At 48.9% G+C, this 21205-nt stretch carries 16 protein-coding genes; 7 read left to right on the plus strand and 9 right to left on the minus strand.

Annotation, left to right across the window (positions count from 1 at the left end; translation table 11 throughout):
• Nucleotides 1–56 precede the first annotated feature (56 nt).
• Together HPS53_RS05545 and HPS53_RS05550 are read left to right on the plus strand one after the other, a co-directional pair.
• Entirely contained in the window at nt 57–3527 is a 3471-nt protein-coding gene (locus tag HPS53_RS05545) for an autotransporter-associated beta strand repeat-containing protein (protein WP_172204947.1), read from the plus strand.
• A gap of 215 nt (nt 3528–3742) precedes the next feature.
• On the plus strand, nt 3743–4078 hold the full coding sequence (locus tag HPS53_RS05550) for a hypothetical protein (RefSeq protein WP_172204950.1): 336 nt from the start codon (nt 3743–3745) through the stop codon (nt 4076–4078).
• Here the strand turns inward: HPS53_RS05550 and aroC are convergent.
• Entirely contained in the window at nt 4073–5158 is a 1086-nt protein-coding gene (aroC, locus tag HPS53_RS05555; RefSeq protein WP_253942827.1) for a chorismate synthase, read from the minus strand. The two genes, HPS53_RS05550 and aroC, sit on opposite strands and share 6 nt — an antisense overlap.
• Nucleotides 5159–5167: 9 nt before the next feature.
• A complete protein-coding gene (locus HPS53_RS05560) occupies nt 5168–5761 on the minus strand; it encodes a peptidylprolyl isomerase (protein WP_172204956.1) in 594 nt (197 codons plus the stop codon).
• Nucleotides 5762–6138: 377 nt separating this feature from the next.
• On the opposite strand from HPS53_RS05560, the gene HPS53_RS05565 reads away from it, so the two are divergent.
• From HPS53_RS05565 to HPS53_RS05575, 3 genes are all read left to right on the plus strand, one after another.
• Nucleotides 6139–6501 (plus strand): hypothetical protein, encoded by a 363-nt coding sequence (locus tag HPS53_RS05565; RefSeq protein ID WP_104368820.1) that lies wholly within the window; start codon nt 6139–6141, stop codon nt 6499–6501.
• A gap of 177 nt (nt 6502–6678) precedes the next feature.
• Nucleotides 6679–8886 carry a S8 family serine peptidase gene (locus HPS53_RS05570; protein ID WP_216651891.1) on the plus strand — a complete coding sequence of 736 codons (2208 nt, stop codon included), beginning with the start codon at nt 6679–6681 and terminating at the stop codon, nt 8884–8886.
• Nucleotides 8887–8941: 55 nt separating this feature from the next.
• Entirely contained in the window at nt 8942–9817 is an 876-nt protein-coding gene (locus HPS53_RS05575) for a M48 family metallopeptidase (protein ID WP_104368822.1), read from the plus strand.
• A gap of 424 nt (nt 9818–10241) precedes the next feature.
• On the opposite strand, the gene HPS53_RS05580 is transcribed toward HPS53_RS05575, so the two are convergent.
• The 5 genes from HPS53_RS05580 to HPS53_RS05600 all read right to left on the minus strand — a co-directional run bounded on the left by HPS53_RS05580 (nt 10242) and on the right by HPS53_RS05600 (nt 15461).
• Nucleotides 10242–11036, minus strand: a complete 795-nt coding sequence (locus HPS53_RS05580) for a prephenate dehydrogenase/arogenate dehydrogenase family protein (protein WP_172204962.1) — start codon at nt 11034–11036, stop codon at nt 10242–10244.
• Complete coding sequence (locus tag HPS53_RS05585; protein WP_104368347.1) at nt 11033–12097, minus strand: bifunctional 3-deoxy-7-phosphoheptulonate synthase/chorismate mutase type II; 1065 nt, start codon at nt 12095–12097, stop codon at nt 11033–11035. Before HPS53_RS05585 ends, HPS53_RS05580 begins: the two co-directional genes overlap by 4 nt.
• A 51-nt stretch (nt 12098–12148) precedes the next feature.
• Nucleotides 12149–13330, minus strand: a complete 1182-nt coding sequence (locus HPS53_RS05590; protein WP_172204965.1) for a pyridoxal phosphate-dependent aminotransferase — start codon at nt 13328–13330, stop codon at nt 12149–12151.
• Entirely contained in the window at nt 13311–14153 is an 843-nt protein-coding gene (locus HPS53_RS05595; RefSeq protein ID WP_104369261.1) for a prephenate dehydratase, read from the minus strand. The genes HPS53_RS05590 and HPS53_RS05595 overlap by 20 nt, the downstream gene beginning before the upstream one ends.
• A 432-nt stretch (nt 14154–14585) precedes the next feature.
• Nucleotides 14586–15461: a lipopolysaccharide assembly protein LapB gene (locus HPS53_RS05600; RefSeq protein WP_104369260.1), complete on the minus strand. Its 876-nt coding sequence runs from the start codon at nt 15459–15461 to the stop codon at nt 14586–14588.
• Between the two features lie 290 nt (nt 15462–15751).
• Between HPS53_RS05600 and HPS53_RS05605 the strand changes: the two genes are divergently transcribed.
• Nucleotides 15752–17788 (plus strand): cation-translocating P-type ATPase, encoded by a 2037-nt coding sequence (locus tag HPS53_RS05605; RefSeq protein ID WP_104369259.1) that lies wholly within the window; start codon nt 15752–15754, stop codon nt 17786–17788.
• Nucleotides 17789–17919: 131 nt separating this feature from the next.
• Here the strand turns inward: HPS53_RS05605 and HPS53_RS05610 are convergent, their stop codons facing one another.
• Nucleotides 17920–19305, minus strand: a complete 1386-nt coding sequence (locus HPS53_RS05610; protein ID WP_371741796.1) for an aminopeptidase C — start codon at nt 19303–19305, stop codon at nt 17920–17922.
• A gap of 360 nt (nt 19306–19665) precedes the next feature.
• Here HPS53_RS05610 and HPS53_RS05615 point away from each other — a divergent pair, with 360 nt between their 5' ends.
• Nucleotides 19666–20196, plus strand: a complete 531-nt coding sequence (locus HPS53_RS05615; RefSeq protein ID WP_172204968.1) for an outer membrane beta-barrel protein — start codon at nt 19666–19668, stop codon at nt 20194–20196.
• A gap of 90 nt (nt 20197–20286) precedes the next feature.
• On the opposite strand, the gene HPS53_RS05620 is transcribed toward HPS53_RS05615, so the two are convergent.
• Entirely contained in the window at nt 20287–20907 is a 621-nt protein-coding gene (locus HPS53_RS05620) for a superoxide dismutase (protein WP_172204971.1), read from the minus strand.
• Nucleotides 20908–21205: the final 298 nt, after the last annotated feature.

The following is a 21205-nucleotide window of genomic DNA, read 5'->3' on the forward strand; positions in this document are numbered from 1 at the left end:
AGTCGAAAATAAGTATATTTGTAAATTGAACTATTAACATGTAAACTATTTATATAATGAAAACTAAGACAAAAATGATGTTGTGCTTGCTGCTTGCAGGAAGCACGCTGAGCGTCGACGCACAGCAGTTGGCGTTCCCCGGAGCGCAAGGATGGGGACGTTTTGCCACCGGCGGACGCAATGGCACGGTCTATCACGTGACCAATCTTAACGACAGCGGCACCGGTTCGCTCCGCGACGCTGTGAGCCAGCCGAACCGAATAATCGTGTTCGACGTTGCCGGAGTGATAAAAATCAGCAGCCGTATCGTGTTCAAGAACAATCTCTATGTTGCAGGCCAGACGGCGCCGGGCGAGGGAATTACCGTTTATGGAAACGGTGTCTCGTTCTCGGGCGCGAGCAACATAATTGTCCGCCACATGCGTTTCCGCATGGGACGCAAGGGTGACTCCGGTAAGGATGCTGCCGGAATAGCAAACGGTACGAACATGATTTTCGACCATTGCTCGTTCTCATGGGGATGCGACGAGACCTTCTCCATCAATCCCGACGGTAAGGGCGCAAACCCGGAGAACATTACAATCTCGAACTCTATCATGGGGCAGGGACTCATGGACCACTCTGCCGGCGGACTGATGCAGAGCAACAACATCACGCTCTACCGCAACCTGTATTGCGACAACGCTACACGTAATAATAAGGTGAAAGGCGTTAACCAGTATGTCAACAACCTTGTGTATAACTGGTCGAATGCAGCCTATATCATGGGAGGCGACTCTGATGGGCAGTCGTACTGCAACATCGAGAGCAACCTCTTCATGAACGGTCCGGCAAAGGGCGGGGCGGCTTTCACGGGCGGTAACTCAAATTTCCATTTCTATGGCGACGACAATTGGCAAGACCGTAATATGGACGGTGTGTTCGACCCGACAATCGTGACGGATTATTCTGCGTCCGACCGTCAGTCTAAGCCTTATGACTATCCCGAACTTGAAAAGTTCCCAGGTAATTCACTCGTCGAGAACCTCTTGCCCACGGTAGGTGCGTCTCTGCCTTACCGTGACTATGCCGACTATTACATGATAGACGAGGTGATGTCATTCGGCAAGAAAGGCGCGCTCATATCCAATGAAGAGACTCTTATATATGGCGCTCCCGACACATGGAAAGTGTGGGGCGGCGAGAAACGGGTGGATACTGACGGCGATGGAATGCCCGACGAGTGGGAGATTGCCAACGGAACAGACCCGAACAAGAACGACGCCATGGTGAAAGCGGCAAACGGATATACCAATATTGAGAACTATATCAACAGCATCACCGTAGAAGACCGCGACTATTTCCTGCGCGTTCCGATGTGCGTGGAACTGAATACAGCCACCACTACGACGTTGAAGATAGACTGGCGCGATTATACTTATGAGGAAGAAGGGTTCGCAATAGAGATAAAGCAGGGCGACAACTTCGTAGAAGTAGGTCGTACCGAGGCTAATGTTAGCTCTTATACAATCACAGGATTGGAGCCGGGTACACAGTATATTGTACGTCTGCGCGCTTTTGCCGGCGACAAGACATCAGAATATACTCCGGAGATTAAAATGACGACACGTCCTCTCGAAGTGGGTGTTATAGACATAGACACTTATGAACCTGATCTGACTTGGGACAAGAAAGTGGCTTCATGGGATTTCACTACCCAGGGATGGAACGGCGGTAGCGATGTTTTTGCCGACGGTAAGACCGTGCTTTTCGATATGGCGGAAGATGCTGTGGTGACACTCGACAACTCAGTGGAACCTGCCGCGGTCGTGGTTAAAGGCGATGCGGACCTTACAATCAGCGGAACGGGCTCTATCGGTGGAGCGTCCACATCGGTGAACAAGGCCGGTAATGGCACATTGGCACTCAATACTGTCAATAACTATAAGGGTGCTACCGTGCTGCATGGCGGTGTATTGGAGTTCAACACACTGAAAAACGGCGGTGAGCCGAGCGCGATAGGCGCAAGCGTGGAGTTCGCGCAAAACTGGTTGTTCGACGGAGGTACTTATAAGTATACCGGAACATCGACCGCCACAAATCGTGCGGCCAAGATAAACCGTGAGACCGAGCTGAACATTGCAAACAAGACTGCTACTGTCACTGTCAGCGGAACGTTTGAAGGCGACGGTGATTTCGCTCTCGGCGGCGAGGGACAGCTCACTATCAGCACACCTAAATTCTTCGGTTATAAAGGTGCCACTATCCTAAATGGATGTACAATGTATCTCAGCACAACAGAAATAACAAAGGCCGGTATCGGTTCTTCGTCCAAACTCGTGATGGCCGGCGGTCATTTGAAGACCAAAGGAGAGTCGAAAGGAGATGAGACATACTCATTCCCCATTGAAGTGAAAGAGGGAACGAAGTCTCAGTTCAGCCCCAACCGCAATTGTTATATCAAGAGCAATGTGACCGGTAGCGGCGAATTACAGCTTAATATACCGTATCTTCGCGAATATATAAGTTCGGAATGGAAAGACTTTACCGGTCGCCTGATTGCGAACGGTGTGTCATCGGAGAAAGAAGGCTCCCTGTTGCTTTACAATAAGGGTGTAGCTAATTTCTCTTATGTAGTCACATTGACTGGTAATGCACGTATAGGAAGTTGGAATACAACGGAGACAAACATGTCACTCGGCGGTCTGTCCGGTACGAGCGGAACATATCTTGGCGGTGCAGGTGGAAAGAATACGAGGAATGTAAAGACCACCTGGACAATAGGAAGCGCTAATACGCACGAGACTTTTGCCGGAAAGATAAACAACTGGTCTCCAGGCGGATCCGCATATTCAGGTACAGTGAATATAGTAAAGGTAGGAACAGGCGACTGGCGCCTTACCGGAGCTAACGACTACAAGGGAACCACGAAAGTAAACGGAGGGGCGCTTATTGTCAATGGCAACAACTCTGGTACAGGTGCTGTGTCTGTTGCGGCTGAGGCGGTATTGAAAGGTAAGGGAACTGTTGCCGGAAAAGTTACTGTTGCCGAGGGTGCGACTGTATATGCCGGTGATACCCTGATAAATAACGAGACATTGAAGCTCACGGGCGGATGCACGGTAAATGCCGGCGGTATAGTTGAGATACCGTTGTATTCGGACGGTGAGACGGCAAGGGCTAACAAGATTAAGGTCGGCAAGCAATTCGAGGTCAACGATGCCGTGCTTAATCTCAATCTGAATGAGGCAGAGGATATAGCCGATGACCAGGTGTTCACAATCTTCGACCTTACAGGAACGACCGTAAGCGGTACCGGATTTAAGACCATCCAGCCTGAGACTCCTTCCGGAACTCAGCATTGGGACACTCATGAACTTCTCGTGACAGGAAAGATTTATGTCCGCAATAACAAGACATCATCAGTTGATGGAGTGAAGGCTGACAGCGACAAAAACGCACCCAAATATGATCTTAGCGGCCGTCGCACAGGCGATGTATCCAAAGGATTATATATACAAAACGGAAAGAAGTACGTGAATAAATAAATTGTATGAGCATTTTGAAATGCCGGTAAATAAAGGCTGTAAATGACTGATAATGGTCTGAGCGGTCGCAATCGGTAGAATTACAATAAAAAGCGGAGATACAAGACGCATGGTGATGACAATCTAATCACTGGCACTTGTATCTCCGCTTTTTATTTTGTATCCTGTGTCCCCGTCACTGCTTATACGATAATGACAATACCATTTTTTTGATTATGGTTATTGTTGAAATTATGTGTTCTTGCCAATGGCTGACTGTCCACGCTACATTTATCGGGTGGACCCAATCCGGTGAGCCAAACTATATGCGTAAGCCCCCTATATTTATCGAGTGGTCACATCCGCTTCATGACTTAAGTGAGTTGAAAATCGATGGTATAAAAATGGAGGCAGTCAACCGACTGCCTCCAACCAACACAAAAACTAAACTAGACTTAACTAAAACTATTAACGATTTTCACAAACCCTCAATAGCGATACAAAGATACGCTTTTAAAATAAAAGCAGCAAAGATTTTTGCTGCTTTTTTATGTTTAAACGCTTTTTTATGATGTTTTTACCGCTTTATGAAGCAAATAGTAATCTAAAATAGTAATTGCTGCCATGGCTTCCACTATCGGTACCGCTCTCGGAAGAACACACGGGTCATGTCTGCCGCGGGCAGTCAATGTAGTGCTTTCTCCGCCGATGCTTACAGTATCTTGTTTCATCAACAGTGTGGCGACGGGTTTGAAAGCCACTCTGAAATAAATGTCTGCCCCGTTGCTTATGCCGCCCTGTATTCCTCCGCTTCGGTTGGTACCGGTCTTTATTTGGCCGTCTTCGGTTGTGAATATGTCGTTCTGTTGCGAGCCGCGCGATGCCACGCAGTCGAACCCTTCGCCATATTCGAATCCCTTGACGGCATTTATTCCGAGCATTGCCGCACCGAGAGCTGCGTGAAGCTTTCCGGCTTCCGGCTCTCCGAGTCCGGACGGGCAACCTTTAATCACGCATGTGATGATTCCTCCAATGGTGTCTCCGTCCGCCTTAACGTCCTTTATCAATCGTTCCATTCGTGCGGCGGCGTCTTTATCGGGACAACGCACCGCATTTGTCTCGGTCTTCGACAGGTCGTGTTTCCGATAGTCCTTGTCGATGGATATGTCGCCTACCTGCGAGGTATAAGCCTGAATGCTGATGCCAATCTGCGTCAAAGCGAGCTTTGCGAACGCTCCAGCCACGCAGCGACTTATTGTTACTCGTGCCGATGAGCGTCCGCCGCCGCGGTGATCACGTATCCCGTATTTATTATGATATGTATAGTCGGCGTGTGACGGCCTGAACACGTCACGCATGTTGTCGTAGTCGTGCGAGTGCTGATTGGTGTTGCGAACGATAAAGCCTATGGGGCAACCGGTCGTCTTTCCTTCGAACACACCGCTGAGAATTTCCACTTTGTCCTCTTCCTTTCGTCCTGTTGTAATGTCGCTCTGCCCCGGGCGTCTGCGGTTGAGTTCATGTTGGATGAAGTCCGTGTCGACCTCTATTCCTGCCGGCATACCGTCTATCACCCCTCCGATCGCCTCACCGTGGCTTTCGCCGAATGTGGTCAGCGTGAATATCTTACCGAATGTGTTCATGTCGTTCATTATGTTTGGTTAATGGCAGTGGCCGCATCCGCAATCATGGTCGTGATGCTCCCCGCATTCACCGCCGCATCCGCCTTCACAGTCTCCGCATCCGCAACCGCATCCTTCTCCGCTCAGTCGGTTTATCATACCTTGTATCTCGCTGTTCGTTGCTTCCCGGTTCTCAAGTATGGTGCCTTTGAAGTTGAGCGATTTTCCTGCAAGAGGGTGGTTCAAATCCATTTTCACCTTATTCTCGTCCACACTCATCACACGACCGTAGAATCTGTTGCCGTCTTCGTTTTGCAGGGGAACTATGGCGTCTTTGAATATGTGTTCATGGTCGAAATGACCGTTGATGCAGAACATTTCGCGTTCGAGGTCGAGAACACGTTCCTGTTCGAAGTCGCCGTAAGCCTCTTCTTTTGTCAGTGTGAAGTCGAAGGTATCGCCCTTTGCCAGTTCCGAGATGTTTTTCTCGAATGCTTCAAGCGTGATGCCGAAGCCGCTGATAAACTGGAACGGACGTTCCTTTGTTGTCTCTTCCACCAGTTCGCTCTCTCCGTTTTCTGCCGTGTACAATTTATAATCCACGGCAATGTACTTATTTATCTGTTTTTCCATAATTCTTTTTGTATTTCTTTTCTTCCTGCAAAGATAATACTTTTTATGCTTGCAGCGGCATATAAAACTGTATTTAAGGCTGAAACACAGTGATTTTTAGCATAAGGCCGATAGTGGTAACTGGTTTAACGGCTAAAGACAGATAATCATTTTTAAAATGATTGTTTCTTTGATTTACGTCAACAAAAGCCTACTGTGTGCGCAAACAGTGGCAAAAAAGTATTGCAGGTATATTAAACCGTCGTAACTTTGCACTGTCAAAAAGACAAAAGGATAACACATTTGAATTATTGGATTTAGGTTAAAGAGAATTATTCTCAAAGTGACTTTTAAGGTAAAAAGATTGTTTAACGTAAAGAAAAGAAAGGGTAACAAAGATGAAAAGATTTTTTTTAATGGTAGTGGCTGTATTGAGTATGACAACAGTATTTGCCGAGAATGAGAACACAGAGAATGTTGCGGTTGTCAATACCTATGATATGAGTGTGAACATGCGTAAACTCGGAGGCGTGCTCGGTCTTACTACCGACCAGATGGAAACAGTAAGTAATATTCACCGCACGTTTTGCGGTGAGATGATGATAGCTTCTCAGGCTCACAATGATGACCGTAAGACTCTTGTCAAGGAGGCTGTCGCTAAGGATTTGAAGTATATGGCTTATGTGCTTACACCCGCACAGATGCACACTTACGAGCTTCTGCTCAATACTACGCTTGAAAACAGAGGCTTGAAAGACTGATATCAATATTCAAGAGACATGCTCTCTTGACAGCATATACAAGTACCGCGAATGCGGCCGATAATCACGAAGCAGTCATTTCCTTCGTGGACATCGGCGGCATTCGCGGCTTTATTTTTTGTTTTTCTCGCTTTTTTTTCTTTCTTTTGCACATTATATTAATGTATGTATGTTTCTATGACATTAAAAATGTTTTGTGCGAAAGCGATGTTTCCTGCCATAGCCTTTATGGCATGCCTGTCTTCCGTGTATGCCGGAGACCGGCAAAAGATGTCATGCCTTGTGCGTCTTGCCGCCTCACGTGCGGTTCCGCATATCCGTCATGGTCTTATAGATAACAGGCCGGGGCTTATATGTGTTTTCGTGAGGGTAGATCCCGCAGCAGCCGACAGTGTTTTCTGCGCTAACGGATGTACCGTTTACGACCGCCGGGAAGATATTTTCATAGTCGGAATACCGCTTTCAAACCTCGACTCTGTGGCTGGTGCCAAGTCTGTGAGCCGTATCGAGGCCTCATCGTCAGCATGGATTACCACAGATACAACTGCCGCAATCACTTCGGCCGACATTTCCCATTCCGGTGTTTCCCTTCCACAGGCTTTCACCGGCAGAGGCGTTGTCATGGGAATAATGGATGTTGGTTTTGACCTTACCCATCCTACATTCTATAATTCCGACTTTACTGATTATCGCATAGGGGCATTTTGGGACCAGATAGACCGTGATACTGTCGGCAGCGTGTTTCCCGTGGGGCGTGATTATCGTGGCAAGGACGAGATTTTGGGCAAACAGTGTTCTACCGATGCTGCGTTGCTTTCCCACGGAACCCATACTCTCGGCATTGCCGCAGGCTCGGGAGCGGGCGGCCGTTACCGCGGTATCGCGTTTGAAAGCGATATCTGTGCCGTGAGCAATGCCGTCACCAAGGATATCGAACTGATAGACTCCGCTGACATATACAAGTATACCACGGCTACGGACGCACTTGGTTTCAAGTATATTTTCGACTATGCCGACAGTATGGATATGCCATGCGTGATCTCGTTCAGCGAAGGATATAGTCCCGGTTTCGACTCGGAAGACAGTCTTTTCTGTGAGTATCTCAACCGTATTTGCGGTCAGGGACATATCATTGTGACTTCCGCCGGCAACGAGTCCTTATATATCAGGCACTTGCCAAAGCCAGCCGGAAAACAGTCGGCCGGCTCGTTTGTGGTCTGCGGCGACCGCATGGCCTCGTTCCGTGCTTTGTCCGACTCTCCGTTCACAATCAGTCTTGTGGGCTATGGGGTGTCGAGGGATACCGTGACGATAAGTTCCGCCGACTGCATCGAAGGCTCGGTAGTGTCGTTCCATGGTGATTTTCCGTCATCGGGACAGTCTGTAGACATTGAAGTGCAACGCTATCATTCGGCTGTATATGCCGGAGATACCGTATATTCGATAACCGTTCGCTCGGCCGTTCCCATCGGTTCTGATGTACCCATGGCCTTAATCATCGGCGGCTGTCAGGCCGAGGCATCCTTGCGGGCCGTATCAAATGCCGTTTTCATCAACGGGCAGGCCGACCCTTCGCTTTCCGATGCCGAGCCGGGGCACAACATTCTCGCTCCCGGGTGCTACCCTGGCCTGATAACGGTGGGAGCCACCATGCACCGTCCCGGTTTCAGGAACAGTCGCGGAGAGTGGATATACACCAACGATGCAGGACTTGCCCCGGGTGAGCGTGCGGCCTACTCGTCGATGGGACCGGTGGCCGACGGTGCGGTGAAACCCGATGTGGTGGCTCCCGGCAACAATGTGATATCGTCTTACAGCAGTTTTTATATAGAGAAAAATCCTGATGCGAGCGATATAAACTCATGCGTGGAATTTTTTGATTTCGGCGGTCGCCGCTACGCTTGGGCGGCAGATACCGGCACGTCAATGGCCGCACCCGTTGTGGCCGGTGCGGTGGCTTTGTGGCTTCAAGCCGTTCCCACGCTCACGCCCGCCGATGTGATGGACGTTATCAGGAGCACGAGCCGTCGGCGTTACGCCTCGGCTCACTATCCGGACAATGAGTACGGCTATGGCGAGATAGACGTGCATGCCGGTCTGTTGCATCTGCTCGGGCTCACTTCTGTAGACGGTCTTGGCACTGACAGTCCGAGCCGCGTCTCTGTGGAGTATTCCGCCGGTAGGCTCAGGCTTGATTTCAGCGGTCTGCGACCAGCCGAGGTGTCAGTCCGGGTGTATGCCCTTTCGGGACGGCAGGTTTTCGGCAGTGTGGTAACAACAGTTGAGGGGGCTGCCACCGACATTGCGTTGCCTCCTCTTTCGCCAGGAGTATATGCCGTGCAGATAGATTGTAGTGGCGGCGGGTCGGTTCTTATAAGGGTGTGATGAATGTTGGTAATATGGCGGATATAATCAAATTAGTATTAAATCATAACGGAAAATGAGAAAAACAAGATTTATTCTGACGGTCGTCTTTGCCGCCGTTCTGGCAAGCTGCGGTACCACGAGTACGGTGCCCATTACCGGCCGCAAGCAACATCTGCTCGTGAACGACGAGCAGGTGCTCAGTCTGAGCAACCAGCAGTATCAGGAGTACATGAAGACAGCCCGTCCGTCGGTCAACGCCGCAAATACGGCTATGGTGAAGCGGGTGGGGCAGCGCCTTGCTTCCGCCGTGGTGGCTTACCTCAATGCCAATGGGCTTGGTAGCGAGGTATCTCAGTATAAGTGGGAGTTCAATCTTGTGCAAGACAAGAACGTGAACGCTTTTTGTATGCCCGGAGGCAAAATAGTGGTCTACGAGGGATTGCTGCCCGTCACGGGCGATGAGGCTTCGCTTGCCATTGTGCTCGGTCATGAGATAGCGCACGCCGTGGCAAAGCATTCGGCCGAGCGTCTCAGCAATCAGGTGCGTCAGCAATATGGCGGTCAGATTCTCGGATCGGTGCTTTCCGGTTCGGGTGCGAGCGACGGACTTCAACAACTCGGCGCTACGGCTTTCGGTCTCGGTGCCACTCTCGGTTCGGCCGCCTATTCGCGTAAGCAGGAGAGTGAGGCCGACCGTCTCGGTATCATTTTCGCCGCCATGGCCGGTTATGATCCTCGTGTGGCTGTATCTTTCTGGCAGCGCATGTCTTCGGTTTCCGGCGGAGGTTCGTCATCGCTTTTCAGCGATCACCCGAGCGATTCGAAGCGTGTGGCAAGCATACAGGAGTGGATGCCTGAGGCGATGAACTACTATAAGGGTTGCGGTACGACGACTGACAGGCAGATACCGTCGGTCACCAAGACTATACACATATCCACGAAAAAATAGATATGTCATTGTGAACAATATTTACAAAACACCTCAGAATACTCGAAAATTTTGAAAAATCAATCCTGTATCTCGAAATTTTCGAGTATTTTGTGGTTTTAAGTAATTTATTGATAATCAACGATATAGGCTAAATGCACTTTGTGCGGCTTTTTGTCCTTTGCCGATTGATACCCCGTTGTAGTGCGTTTAGCGTCCCGTTGCTCTGCATTGGGCTACCCGTTGTCTTGTAACGGGACGCTAAACGCACTACAACGGCGTGCTAAATGCGGCGCAACGGGATGCCTAATGCAAAAACGGCCGCTTTACGAACCCTTATTCTCGTAAAGCAACCGTTGTTGTATCGCCTTGTATATATATTTCGTTTCTCTATTTCATGAAAAACGAGAGGCGTTTTTTTTGTGACTTTATTATTACAGGCATTCTATTTTATGCTGTCTATGTCCCGCCTCACGTTGCTTCTTATTTTCGTGAGATAGGCTTTGATGCCGGCAGCGTCTTTCCGGTCGATGATGCCAAGCAACTCTTTAAGTTCGTTGCGTATCTGTGCCACCTGTTCGCCGGTATAGGGGTTGAAGAGGATTTCTTGCAGCAGATAGTCGTCTTCGTTGAGCACCCCTTTGGCTATCTTCATGTGCCGCTTGAACGTGGTGCCGGGCGCATCCTGATGCTTCATCACGGCGGCGAACACGAATGTGCTCACGAACGGGATGCTCAGCGAGTAGGCCACGGTGCGGTCGTGCTCATCGAAGGTGTACTCGTAAATGTTCAGGTCGAGCCGGCTGTACAGGTCTTTGAAGAAGATGCGCCCCATGTAGTCTCCCTGACTTATGATTATCGCGTTCTCCTCGCTCAACTGTTGCAGGTTGGCGAATGTAGGGCCAAACATAGGGTGTGTCGACACGAAAGGATGGCCGCACTGCTTATAGTACTCGTGCAGTCCTGTTTTTACGGACGATATGTCGCTGACGATGCACTCGGGCGGCAGGTAGGGCATGACCTCTTCAAACGCCGTTATGGTGTATTTCAATGTCACGGCGTTGATGACAAGCTCGGGGCGGAAGTCGCCCACCTCGCCGAGCGATGTCATTCGCCGGCAGTTGTAGGTGAACCGCATCCGTTTAGGATCTTTGTCGTACACGGCCGTCTCGTGGTCGAAACTGAGCAGGTCGAGGAAGAAGCTTCCCATCTTACCCGCTCCCAATACCAGTATTCTCATTTGTTGATGATTTCAAGTTGCTGTTTTACCGACTCCTCGTGTATGTTCTCGAACACTTTTGCCACAAAGTCGGCACCCATGCCGCACAGTGTGCCCTGAGCGCCGCGTTTTTCGAGTATCTCGCTGTAGCGCGCCGATTGCAGGATTGTCATGTTGTGCTCTTTCTTGTACTGTCCGATCTCACGGCATACCCGCATGCGCTTTGACAGAAGATCCATCAGTTGGTTGTCTATCTCGTCTATCTGCTTACGCAACTGGCCGATACCTTCTGTGCTCACGGTTTCGTCACGCACCACGATGAGGCTGAGGATATAGTCGAGCACATCCGGTGTGACCTGCTGTTTGGCGTCGCTCCATGCCTTGTCCGGCTCGCAGTGGCTTTCCACTATCAGTCCATCGAAACCGAGATCCATGGCCTGCTGGCACAGCGGGGCAATCAGTTCGCGGCTGCCGCCGATGTGGCTCGGGTCGCAGATGATGGGCAGGTCTGGCATGCGTCTGTGCAGTTCGATGGGTATCTGCCACATGGGCAGGTTGCGGTATATCTTCTTGTCATAGCTCGAAAAACCGCGGTGTATGGCCGCCATGCGCTTGATGCCGGCCTGGTTGATGCGCTCCATGGCCCCAATCCACAGTTCAAGGTCGGGGTTTACGGGGTTTTTGACGAATACCGGCACGTCGGCTCCCCTGAGGGCGTCGGCCAGTGCCTGCATGGCAAACGGGTTGGCAGACGTGCGTGCTCCCACCCACAGTATGTCGATGCCGTATTTCATAGCCAGTTCAACATGCTCTGGCGTGGCTACCTCTGTGGCTATGAGCATTCCGGTCTGTTCTCTCACGGCCTTCATCCAAGGCAGGGCGGCTTCTCCGTTTCCCTCGAAACCTCCCGGCTTGGTGCGCGGTTTCCACACTCCGGCTCTGAACATCTTACAGCCTTTGGCTGCGAGTTGCATCGCGGTGGTCATCACTTGTTCTTCTGTCTCGGCAGAGCAGGGGCCTGCCATGACGAAAGGGCGTTTGTTATCACTTGGCAGTTTGAGCGGTTCTAATTCCAATTCCATAATATCATTGTTTTTGCTGGGTTTGCATGTATGTCTGTCTGACGGCTTTTTTTACCATGCCGACAGTTTTATTCTCTTTAAAGCTTCTTGCAGTTTCTCTTCTTTTGCGCACAGTGAGATGCGTATGTAGCGGTCACCGTTCGACCCGAAGATGAATCCCGGGGTGATGAACACACGGCACTCGTGTAGCACACGCTCGGTGAGCTGTTCGGCATCGGTGTATTTCCCGGGTATTTTTCCCCAGAGGAACATTCCCACCTGCTCGGTGTCGAACGTGCATCCGAGTGTCTGCATGATGCTCTCGGCATATTGGCGGCGGCGCGAGTAGGTCTCGATGTTTGCCCGGTGGTGCCATTCGGCATCATTGGCGTAGGCCTCGGCTGCGGCGAGTTGCAGGCCTCGGAATGTGCCGCTGTCTATATTGCTCTTCACTTTCAGTATCCAGCCGATGAATGCCGGATTAGACGCGCACATGCCTACACGCCATCCCGGCATGTTGTGGCTCTTGCTCATCGAGTTGAATTCAATGCAGCAGTCTTTCGCTCCGTCTATCTGCAATAAAGACATAGGCTTGTCGTTGAGTATGAAAGAGTAGGGATTGTCGTTCACTACCACTATGCCGTGGCGGCGGGCGAAAGCCACAAGCCGCTCGTATGTATCCCGGCGGGCGTTTCCTCCGGTTGGCATGTTGGGATAGTTGGTCCACATCAGCCGCACGTCGGTGAGGTCCATGTTTTCCAGTTCGTCGAAATCGGGCTGCCAGCCGTTGTCCTCGCAAAGGTTGTAGTTTACCACTTCGGCACCGAGAAGCCTGCTTAGCGAAGTGTATGTGGGGTATCCGGGATTTGGTACGAGGACCCGCTCGCCAGGATTTACGAATGCCAGCGTGACGTGCAGGATGCCTTCTTTCGAGCCGATGAGCGGCTGTATCTCCGTTGACGGGTCGAGCGCCACGCCGTACCAACGCTTGTAGAAGTCGGCCATTGCTCCGCGAAGCTCGGGCGTGCCTATTGTCGGTTGGTATCCGTGTGCGTCAGGGCGGTGTGCCACCTCGCACAGTTTTTCTATCGTCTGTTCTGACGGCGGCATGTCGGGACTGCCTATCGCCAGACTTATAATGTCGTGTCCATCGGCGTTCAGCCGTGCCACCTCTTTGAGCTTGCGGCTGAAGTAGTATTCGCTCACAAGGCCGAGCCGGTCGGCCGGCTTTATGTCAGTCACTTTGTCTTCCATTTATGTATTCTCCTAATATCTTTAATTCTTTTGTAAGCGGTGTTATGGCATCGATGCTCTGGCGGTAGCGTGTGAGGTTGTCGTAGGTCACGTCTACGTAGAACATATATTCCCATTCGCGCCCTATGATAGGCAACGACTGTATCTTTGTCATGTTTATTTTATAGAACGAAAGTATGCTCAGTACCTGTGATAGCGACCCTTCCTCGTGGGGCAGTGAGAAGACGAGGCTCGACTTGTCTGTTTTCTCTATCGGGCGGAGGAAGTCGGCCTTCCTCGGGTCGCAAACAACGAGAAACCGTGTGAAGTTATGCTTGTTGTCTTCGATATGGTTTTCGAGTATTTTCATACCGTACATTTCAGCTGCCGCGGCACTGCAAATGGCTGCATGGCCGTGCCGTCTGTTCTCGAAAATCTCTTTTGCCGAGCCGGCGGTATCCTCGTTTTCCACGGCTTTCATTTCAGGATGGCGGGAAAGGAAGCCGCGGCACTGCATCAGCGCCACCGGGTGAGAGTGTATTTCGGTGACAGTGTTCCAGTCATCGTCGGGCATACAGCATATACAGTGTGATATGTGCAATTTATGTTCGCCAACAACCGATGTGCCGGAGTCGCGGAGCAGTTCGTAGTTGTGAAGCAGGCTGCCTGCTATGGTGTTCTCTATTGCCATCATTCCGATAATGGTAGGGTCTTGTTTTATGTTTTCGAAAACTTCTTCGAAAGTGGCGCAGCATATCAATTGTGTCTGTTCTCCTTCGAAGTACAGGTTTGCGGCAATGTCATGAAACGATCCTCTCAATCCTTGTATAGCTATTCTTTTCATTTTGTTACTGTTCGTTTTAAATCGAAAATCCCGCCTCATTGTCGTGAAGCGGGATTTGACTATATATCATCTTTGTGATGTTTGTCTTGTCATAAGTTGAAATCTACACGCAACTTCCCGCTTCGCAATTCCTTGCAAAGTAGAAAAAAAAGTTGTAAAAGTATGCGTGAAACTTCTTCATTATCGTATCTGTTTTATTTATTTGCTTTTTGGTATTCCTTATCCGATAAGTTTATATCATTTGTCCGGCATGCCGATATCGTATGTACGGTGTTTTTATGTCTTCCGTTTGATATTCTTATATCGTTTAATTGATATTCTTATATCGTTTAATTGATATGTTTATTTTATTTGTCTGATTGCAAAAGTAAAGTTTTTTGGTGAAATAAACAAATAAAACATTGTTTTTTTTGTCTTTTGCTTACATTTTAATTATAATCCGAGCGGATTTATAAAACTGGCCTTGTGCATCTTGTGTTCAACGCCCTCTGCCGAGTATTCGCCTGTGATACCGCTCGCTTGGTTGGGATTCAGTTCGAGTACTCTCTGCATGTCGGCCTGGGCTCCCGTCATGTCGCCCTTGCCGTATCTCACCGCTCCGCGCTCACGGAAAGCCTCTGTGCAGAATGGATTGAGTTCCGTCACCTTATCATATATGTCTATTGCGGCGTCGTGATGGCCTGCAGCAGCCTCGGCTCTTGCTTTAAGCATCAGAGCGTCTTCATTTTCACCGTATGTCCCGATGAGCTTGTCGGCATCTTTTCCGGCTCCGGCTGTATCGCCCATTTTAAGGAGCAACTGTCCGCGGAGCAGGTAGGCGGCACCGAAGTCGGCGTCTAATGCGATGGCGCGACTGACTGTTGCCACCGCTCCTACCGGATTGCCGAGCCCGGCGTATGCACGGGCATACAGATAATTGCCGCGCGGGCATTCGTTGTCTATTTCAAGAATGCGTGCGCACAGGTCGGCCATTTTAGAGTAGTCTTCCATTAGGTAGGTAATGTCGGCCATGCGGATAAGTATTTCTTTATTGCATGGTTGAGCTTCGTTAAGCACTTCCAGGTGTGTCATGGCTTCGTCGAGCCTGTCTGTGTGTATCAGTGATTGGGCGATATAGTCGTGTGTCTCGGGATCGTCATGTATGGCTAGCGCCTCGTTGTAGCATTTGACGGCATAGTCATGTTGTCCCATTCTGGCGGCTTTCACACCGTCATATTTGAACATGTCAAATCTCTTCGCCTTGTCGGCTTTCTGTTTTTCCTCGGGTGTTTCCTCTTCTCCCCCGAACAATGCCTTGAAAATATTCATCGCTTTAAATTCTTTTTTAGATGCGTATCTTTTTATGATACGATGGTGTCATTATTTTGTTTGATAGATGCAAAAATAGCAAAAAAGCGGAATATATCATTTGCAGATACTTATAAAATAGGTAATTGAGGCAAATAAAGCGGTTAAAAAATGTCTTTGCAATCAGGTTGCAGTAATTTTTAGATACCTTTGTGACCGGTAAATTAAGCCTCTAAGCGCGTTTGCGGCCGGTAATTATGGCGTGAGACACGGTTTGCTGGGGGATATTATAAGTGAAAAACAGATAGTTTATGGAAAAGAAAACAATAGCGGTGTTGGGAATGATGTGTGCCGGTTGCGCGGCCAATGTGGAGCGTAGGCTCGGAGCGATGGATGGCGTTGCCTCCGCCTCGGTAAACCTTCCGGCGCGCACAGTGCTTGTGGAGTATGAGCCGGCGGTGGTCTCTCTCGATGATATGAAAGCCGAATTGGGACATATCGGTTATGAGATGGTGATAGAGGAAGACCGTGACGTAGAGGCGATAGAACGCCGTGAGTACGTTATTCTGCGACAGAAGGTGATATGGTCGTGGCTTTTTGCCATTATGACGATGAGTCTGTCGATGGGGTGGATAGATGTAGGCAGCGGGGCAAATGTGCTGCTTATGATTATAGCGGCGCTAAATATCGCTTACTGCGGCCGGTCTGTATATGTATCGGCGTGGCGCCAGCTTGTTCATGGAGCGGCCAATATGGACACCCTCGTGGCCATGAGTACCGGCATATCTTTTGTTTTCAGTCTTTTCAATACCTTTTGGGGAGATTCTTTTTGGGGTGCGAGAGGTATTGAGTGGCATACCTATTATGATGCCTCGGTGATGATAATAACCTTTGTGCTTACGGGGAGGATGCTTGAGGAGAAAGCAAAGGGCGGCACGGCAACGGCCATACGGTCACTTATTGGCCTTGCACCGAAGACGGCCCACCTTGTTGACGGGGCGTCTATTGCCGACGCGCCTATTTCCGCTTTGCGTCCCGGCGATATTATAGAGGTAAGGGCAGGGGAGAAAATTCCTGTTGACGGAGAGGTTGTTACCGACGATTTAAATGCTTCCCAAGCCGGTATCGGGTCTCGTTCGTGTGATGTTGGAGTGCGGTCGGATATTATCGCCGGTGGTTATCCGGCTGTAAATGCGAAAAATTCCGGTTGTATTACGGCTCTTTCGGCTGACGGCATTCTTTCTTCCGATAACTTGTATCATAATGCTTGCAACGTGTTGATAGACGAGAGCATGATAAGCGGAGAGTCGGTCTCCGTATGCAAGACAGGAGGCGACAAGGTGCTTGCCGGTACGATAGTGAAGAGCGGAATGTTAAGGTTTCGTGCAGAGAAGGTTGGAGCGGATACAGTGCTTGCGAATATAATAAAGATGGTGCGTCAGGCGCAAGGCTCTAAGGCTCCCGTTCAGCGAATAGTGGACAAGATTGCCCTTGTGTTTGTGCCCGTGGTGATGTTTATTGCCTTGGTTACATTTGCCCTTTGGCTCGTGTTTGGCGGTATGTCAGCATTGCCGCAAGCCGTGTTGTCGGCTGTATCGGTACTTGTTATCGCATGTCCTTGTGCCATGGGGCTTGCCACTCCGACGGCCCTTATGGTCGGCATTGGAAAGGCTGCTGAGCGAAACATACTGATAAAAGACGCCACGGCATTGGAAAACCTGCGTTTAGTGGATGTACTTGTGACCGACAAAACGGGTACTGTCACCATACCTTCCACCGATGGTAAAAGCCGGGAAATGCTTAAACCCCATGCACGTGAGGCTGTGGATATGCTTAAAAAGCGCGGAATAGAAATTTACATGATGAGCGGTGACAGTGAGGATGCGGTGAGACGGGTGGCAGATGAGGCCGGAATAACAAACTATCGCAGTCGTGTGATGCCTCAGGATAAGGAAGACCTTGTTAGGAAACTGCAAGCTGAAGGTCGCAAGGTTGCAATGACAGGAGACGGAATAAATGATAGCCAGGCTCTTGCGGCAGCCGATGTGAGCATTGCCATGGGGCAGGGTACTGACGTTGCGATGGACGTTGCCCAGGTGACGCTTATGGGAACAGATCTCAGGCGCATCCCGGAGGCCATAAGACTGTCGGAGCGTACTGTATCCATGATACGCCAGAACCTGTTCTGGGCATTCATATATAACATCGTTTGCATACCACTTGCGGCGGGAGCGTTACGCTGGGTGACCGATTTTCAGATAACTCCTATGTGGGCAAGCGCATTAATGGCTATGAGCAGCATAAGCGTTGTGCTGAACAGCCTGAGGCTTTTAAAGGTAAAAAAGTAAAAGGGTAAAAAGGTAAAAAAGCCGTGCGGCGTGATTTATATTGTGTCAATACTATTGTTGTGCCAATACATGACCATATAAAAACTGACCGCACGGCTTTTTTACCTTTTTACCCTTTTACTTTTTTACCTTTAAAAGTCTTTCTGAAAAAGCGGATCCTCTGGCATTACCATGATAGGCTTCTGCTCGTTCATCTTCAATATGTCTTCGGGGACGTATTTCTTGTCTATCACAAGGCGGAACATGTATTCCCTGAACCAGCGGTCTGACATTATCATGCAGCCGCCTTGACCCCATGTCGCGCCCCAACTGTTTTCCACTTTCCATTTCTTTGCGTTTCCTTTCTCGTCGAGGTCGACGGCCGTAAGCGTCATGGCATGTGTTGAGCCGCTGTCGAACGTGCTGATTCGCTGTGCTTTGTCCATGCCGAATGTCACGCCGAATAGCGAACCGTAGTCGAAGTTTTCCGTATCTCCGTATCCGCGCTGGCGGTCAAGCATCTTTCCTACGTCATACGAGCTGTACATTTTCCGGCCGTCTTTTAGCGAGGCTATTGCCATTTTCTCAATGTCGTCCATCGGCAGGTTGATGTATTTCCAGTTGTGCCCGTCGTATGTGTGTCGGTCATATTCAACTTCGTAAGTCTTGTAGTATGGGCGGCGCGGGTCGTTCATGGCCATGATGAAAGAGCCGTTTATCTGGTTTCCTACCACCTCGCGGTAGAATTCCTGCGGTGTGTATGTTTTCGTTTCGCCCACAGTACGTCCCTTGTCGTTGCGGAAAGCGTATGTAAACTGTGTAGGTGGCTCGCCTATTGTCATTGCGAGCATGTGATAGACCGTTCCGAGCATCTTTGTCTTGGCCGCATTTATATCTGCCTGTTTCTTGCCGTCGGCCGCCATTTGGCGTAGTTGCAGGCCGTATTCGCGCAGTTTGGATGATATCAGTCGGGCCATGCGCGATGTGTTGTCGCTCGAATAAGTCTCTGGCATTACAGATTTGGGCACGAGACCGTATTTGTCAGCAAGATCCGCCACGCCACAGAATGTGCCGCCGTCGTTGATGGGATTTTTGAAGAAAAACTGCACTCGTGTGTCGTCCATCGGTTTTTTGGCCGTGTCTATCACGCCTTGAAGAAATAGGTTCGCTTTTTCCAACTGATCCCAAAAGAACAGGTAGCTGTGCGATAGATCAACCGTAAGTGAATCTGTACGTTTGGCGAAATTGGCTCTTATGACGTTAAATCCGCTGAACATCCAGCAGCGGCCTGAGCTTTGTTGGTCCGTTATCGACTGTTTTTTGGTCTCCACGCTGAAATAAGTGTCAAGCTCTCCGGCATTGACATGGTTTTTAGCCAGGTTGTCAATGGCATTTGAGGCTATGGCATTTGCTATCGCCCTGTCTGCCGTTGTCATTTTTTGTGACTTGCGAATATCGCTTATCATCTGTTGCGAGATGCCCCCGTCTCTTGTCTGTGCGATGGTGGACAGAGGAGATAGCACGGTCATGCAAAGCATTGCCGAACCCAAAATCACTGCAGTCTTTTTACTTGTCATTTTGTCGTAATTTTATTGTTTACTTATTTTAAACTGGTTTTCAGTCGTGGTTTTTCTTGTTGATAATCACTTATTGACGATTATTGCCACTTTCATACATTATTATATAATATACAGCCGTATGCCTATTAAATCCATACAAAAATACGAAATACAAATGATAATAGAGTATTTTATCCTTTTTTTCTGTTTTTTTTGTCTTAAATCAATATACAGGAATTATAGTGTTAACTTTTTTGTAGATTCTTTTGGCTATGTTAAATAAATGGAATATCTTTGCCTCAGATAATAACTCAATTATTAATCAAAAAGGAAAAAATTATGAAAAAGTTATTTTTGATGGCAGCATTCGTTGTTGCTTCTGTTGCTGCAAGTGCACAGATTTACGTTGGTGGTTCACTGGGTTTCGAGTCTTCTAAGGAGAATAAAGATGCAGATGCTCTTACATCTTTCTCTATCCTTCCTGAGGTTGGCTACAACCTGAGCGACAATCTTGCTGTTGGTATCCAGCTCGGATATGCTTCACAAGAGCAAGGTGACGAGTATACTGTAAGTGCATTCTCTGTTGCTCCATACGCACGCTATACATTTGCTAAGAGCGGTGCAGCTTCTTTCTTTGTTGACGGTGGTATAATCTTCACCGCTTATGGAAGCGATGCTGAGGGTTCTAACTTCGGGGTAGGTCTCCGTCCCGGCGTGAAGTTTGCCGTATCAGACAAAGTTGACGTAGTTGCTAAGACCGGTTTCCTTGGGTATTCAAAGAATAGTGAAAAATTTAATGGTGGCGGTTCTGCTTTTGGTCTCAGCATCGACAATACAGACCTTACACTCGGTATATTGTTCAACTTCTAATTTATAGAACAGAAGTTTAAAACTCTATAAATGATAACGCCCGGACGATTGTCCGGGCGTTTCTTTTTAATATATCCGATAATTATATTGTTATTTGCAGCATCTGCAACATATAAACCTTCTTTCTATCGTTTCCCAGTTTACTATCTGCCACATCTTGTCGAGATAGTCGGCGCGTCTGTTCTGGAAATCCAGATAGTAGGCGTGCTCCCATACGTCGAAAGTGAGTAGCGGGCGAAGGCCTTGGCGTATAGGATTTCCGGCGTTAGACTCTTGTGTTATCACGAGTTTTTTGGAGTTGTCGGCAGACAGCCATACCCATCCCGACCCGAAAAGGGTGGATCCTTTCTTCACGAACTCTTCCTTAAAGGCTTCGAATGAGCCGAACTGGCAGTCTATCACCTCGGCCAGTTTACCTTTGGGCACGTTGTTTTCCCTTGGCGGGCACAACTGGGTAAAATACAGGTTGTGATTGAGTATCTGTCCGGCGTTGTTGAACACGCCGCCGTCGCTCGTCTTTACTATTTCCTCGAGCGTCATGTTCTCATATTTGCTGCCAGACAGGGCAGCGTTGAGATTGTTTATATATGTTTGCAGATGCTTGCCATGATGAAATCCGATTGTAGCCGAACTGATTACCGGTTCCAGGCTGTCGGTTCCATAGGGTAGTTTGATAAGCTCAAATTTTCCGTTTACTTGTTTTGTTTCCATAATGAATAATGTATTAAGTTAGACAATAAATATCGTTTCCTGAAGTAATCTTTTTCTGCTGCAAAGATAGTGACCGTTACTACGATATTATGCTTATGTGCTGTTAATTAAGGCCAATTTGTTTTTAAATTGTCTTACACTTATGATTTTTTTGCGTTCTTTTTCTAAACGGAGGTTGGATGACTGTAATATGGCGGGTGATAAAAATGTCAAATAGTGCCGATAAATTCTCTTTCTCTCCTAAAAAAGAAGCCCCCAAAAAGTTATACATAAAACTTTTTGGGGGCTTCATTACAAA

The sequence above is a fragment of the Prevotella sp. PTAC genome, from assembly GCF_013166535.1.
In the GTDB taxonomy this organism is placed as follows: Bacteria; Bacteroidota; Bacteroidia; order Bacteroidales; family Bacteroidaceae; genus Prevotella.

Excerpts from the sequence above, each read along its gene's own strand:
- HPS53_RS05565 (WP_104368820.1), top strand. The coding sequence starts at position 6,139 with ATGAAAAGATTTTTTTTAATGGTAGTGGCTGTATTGAGTATGACAACA.
- HPS53_RS05550 (WP_172204950.1), top strand. The coding sequence starts at position 3,743 with ATGGTTATTGTTGAAATTATGTGTTCTTGCCAATGGCTGACTGTCCAC.
- HPS53_RS05590 (WP_172204965.1), bottom strand. The coding sequence starts at position 13,330 with ATGGAAGACAAAGTGACTGACATAAAGCCGGCCGACCGGCTCGGCCTT.
- HPS53_RS05615 (WP_172204968.1), top strand. The coding sequence starts at position 19,666 with ATGAAAAAGTTATTTTTGATGGCAGCATTCGTTGTTGCTTCTGTTGCT.
- HPS53_RS05545 (WP_172204947.1), top strand. The coding sequence starts at position 57 with ATGAAAACTAAGACAAAAATGATGTTGTGCTTGCTGCTTGCAGGAAGC.
- HPS53_RS05560 (WP_172204956.1), bottom strand. The coding sequence starts at position 5,761 with ATGGAAAAACAGATAAATAAGTACATTGCCGTGGATTATAAATTGTAC.
- HPS53_RS05585 (WP_104368347.1), bottom strand. The coding sequence starts at position 12,097 with ATGGAATTGGAATTAGAACCGCTCAAACTGCCAAGTGATAACAAACGC.
- HPS53_RS05605 (WP_104369259.1), top strand. The coding sequence starts at position 15,752 with ATGGAAAAGAAAACAATAGCGGTGTTGGGAATGATGTGTGCCGGTTGC.
- HPS53_RS05610 (WP_371741796.1), bottom strand. The coding sequence starts at position 19,305 with ATGCTTTGCATGACCGTGCTATCTCCTCTGTCCACCATCGCACAGACA.
- aroC (WP_253942827.1), bottom strand. The coding sequence starts at position 5,158 with ATGAACGACATGAACACATTCGGTAAGATATTCACGCTGACCACATTC.
- HPS53_RS05600 (WP_104369260.1), bottom strand. The coding sequence starts at position 15,461 with ATGAATATTTTCAAGGCATTGTTCGGGGGAGAAGAGGAAACACCCGAG.
- HPS53_RS05595 (WP_104369261.1), bottom strand. The coding sequence starts at position 14,153 with ATGAAAAGAATAGCTATACAAGGATTGAGAGGATCGTTTCATGACATT.
- HPS53_RS05570 (WP_216651891.1), top strand. The coding sequence starts at position 6,679 with ATGACATTAAAAATGTTTTGTGCGAAAGCGATGTTTCCTGCCATAGCC.
- HPS53_RS05620 (WP_172204971.1), bottom strand. The coding sequence starts at position 20,907 with ATGGAAACAAAACAAGTAAACGGAAAATTTGAGCTTATCAAACTACCC.
- HPS53_RS05580 (WP_172204962.1), bottom strand. The coding sequence starts at position 11,036 with ATGAGAATACTGGTATTGGGAGCGGGTAAGATGGGAAGCTTCTTCCTC.
- HPS53_RS05575 (WP_104368822.1), top strand. The coding sequence starts at position 8,942 with ATGAGAAAAACAAGATTTATTCTGACGGTCGTCTTTGCCGCCGTTCTG.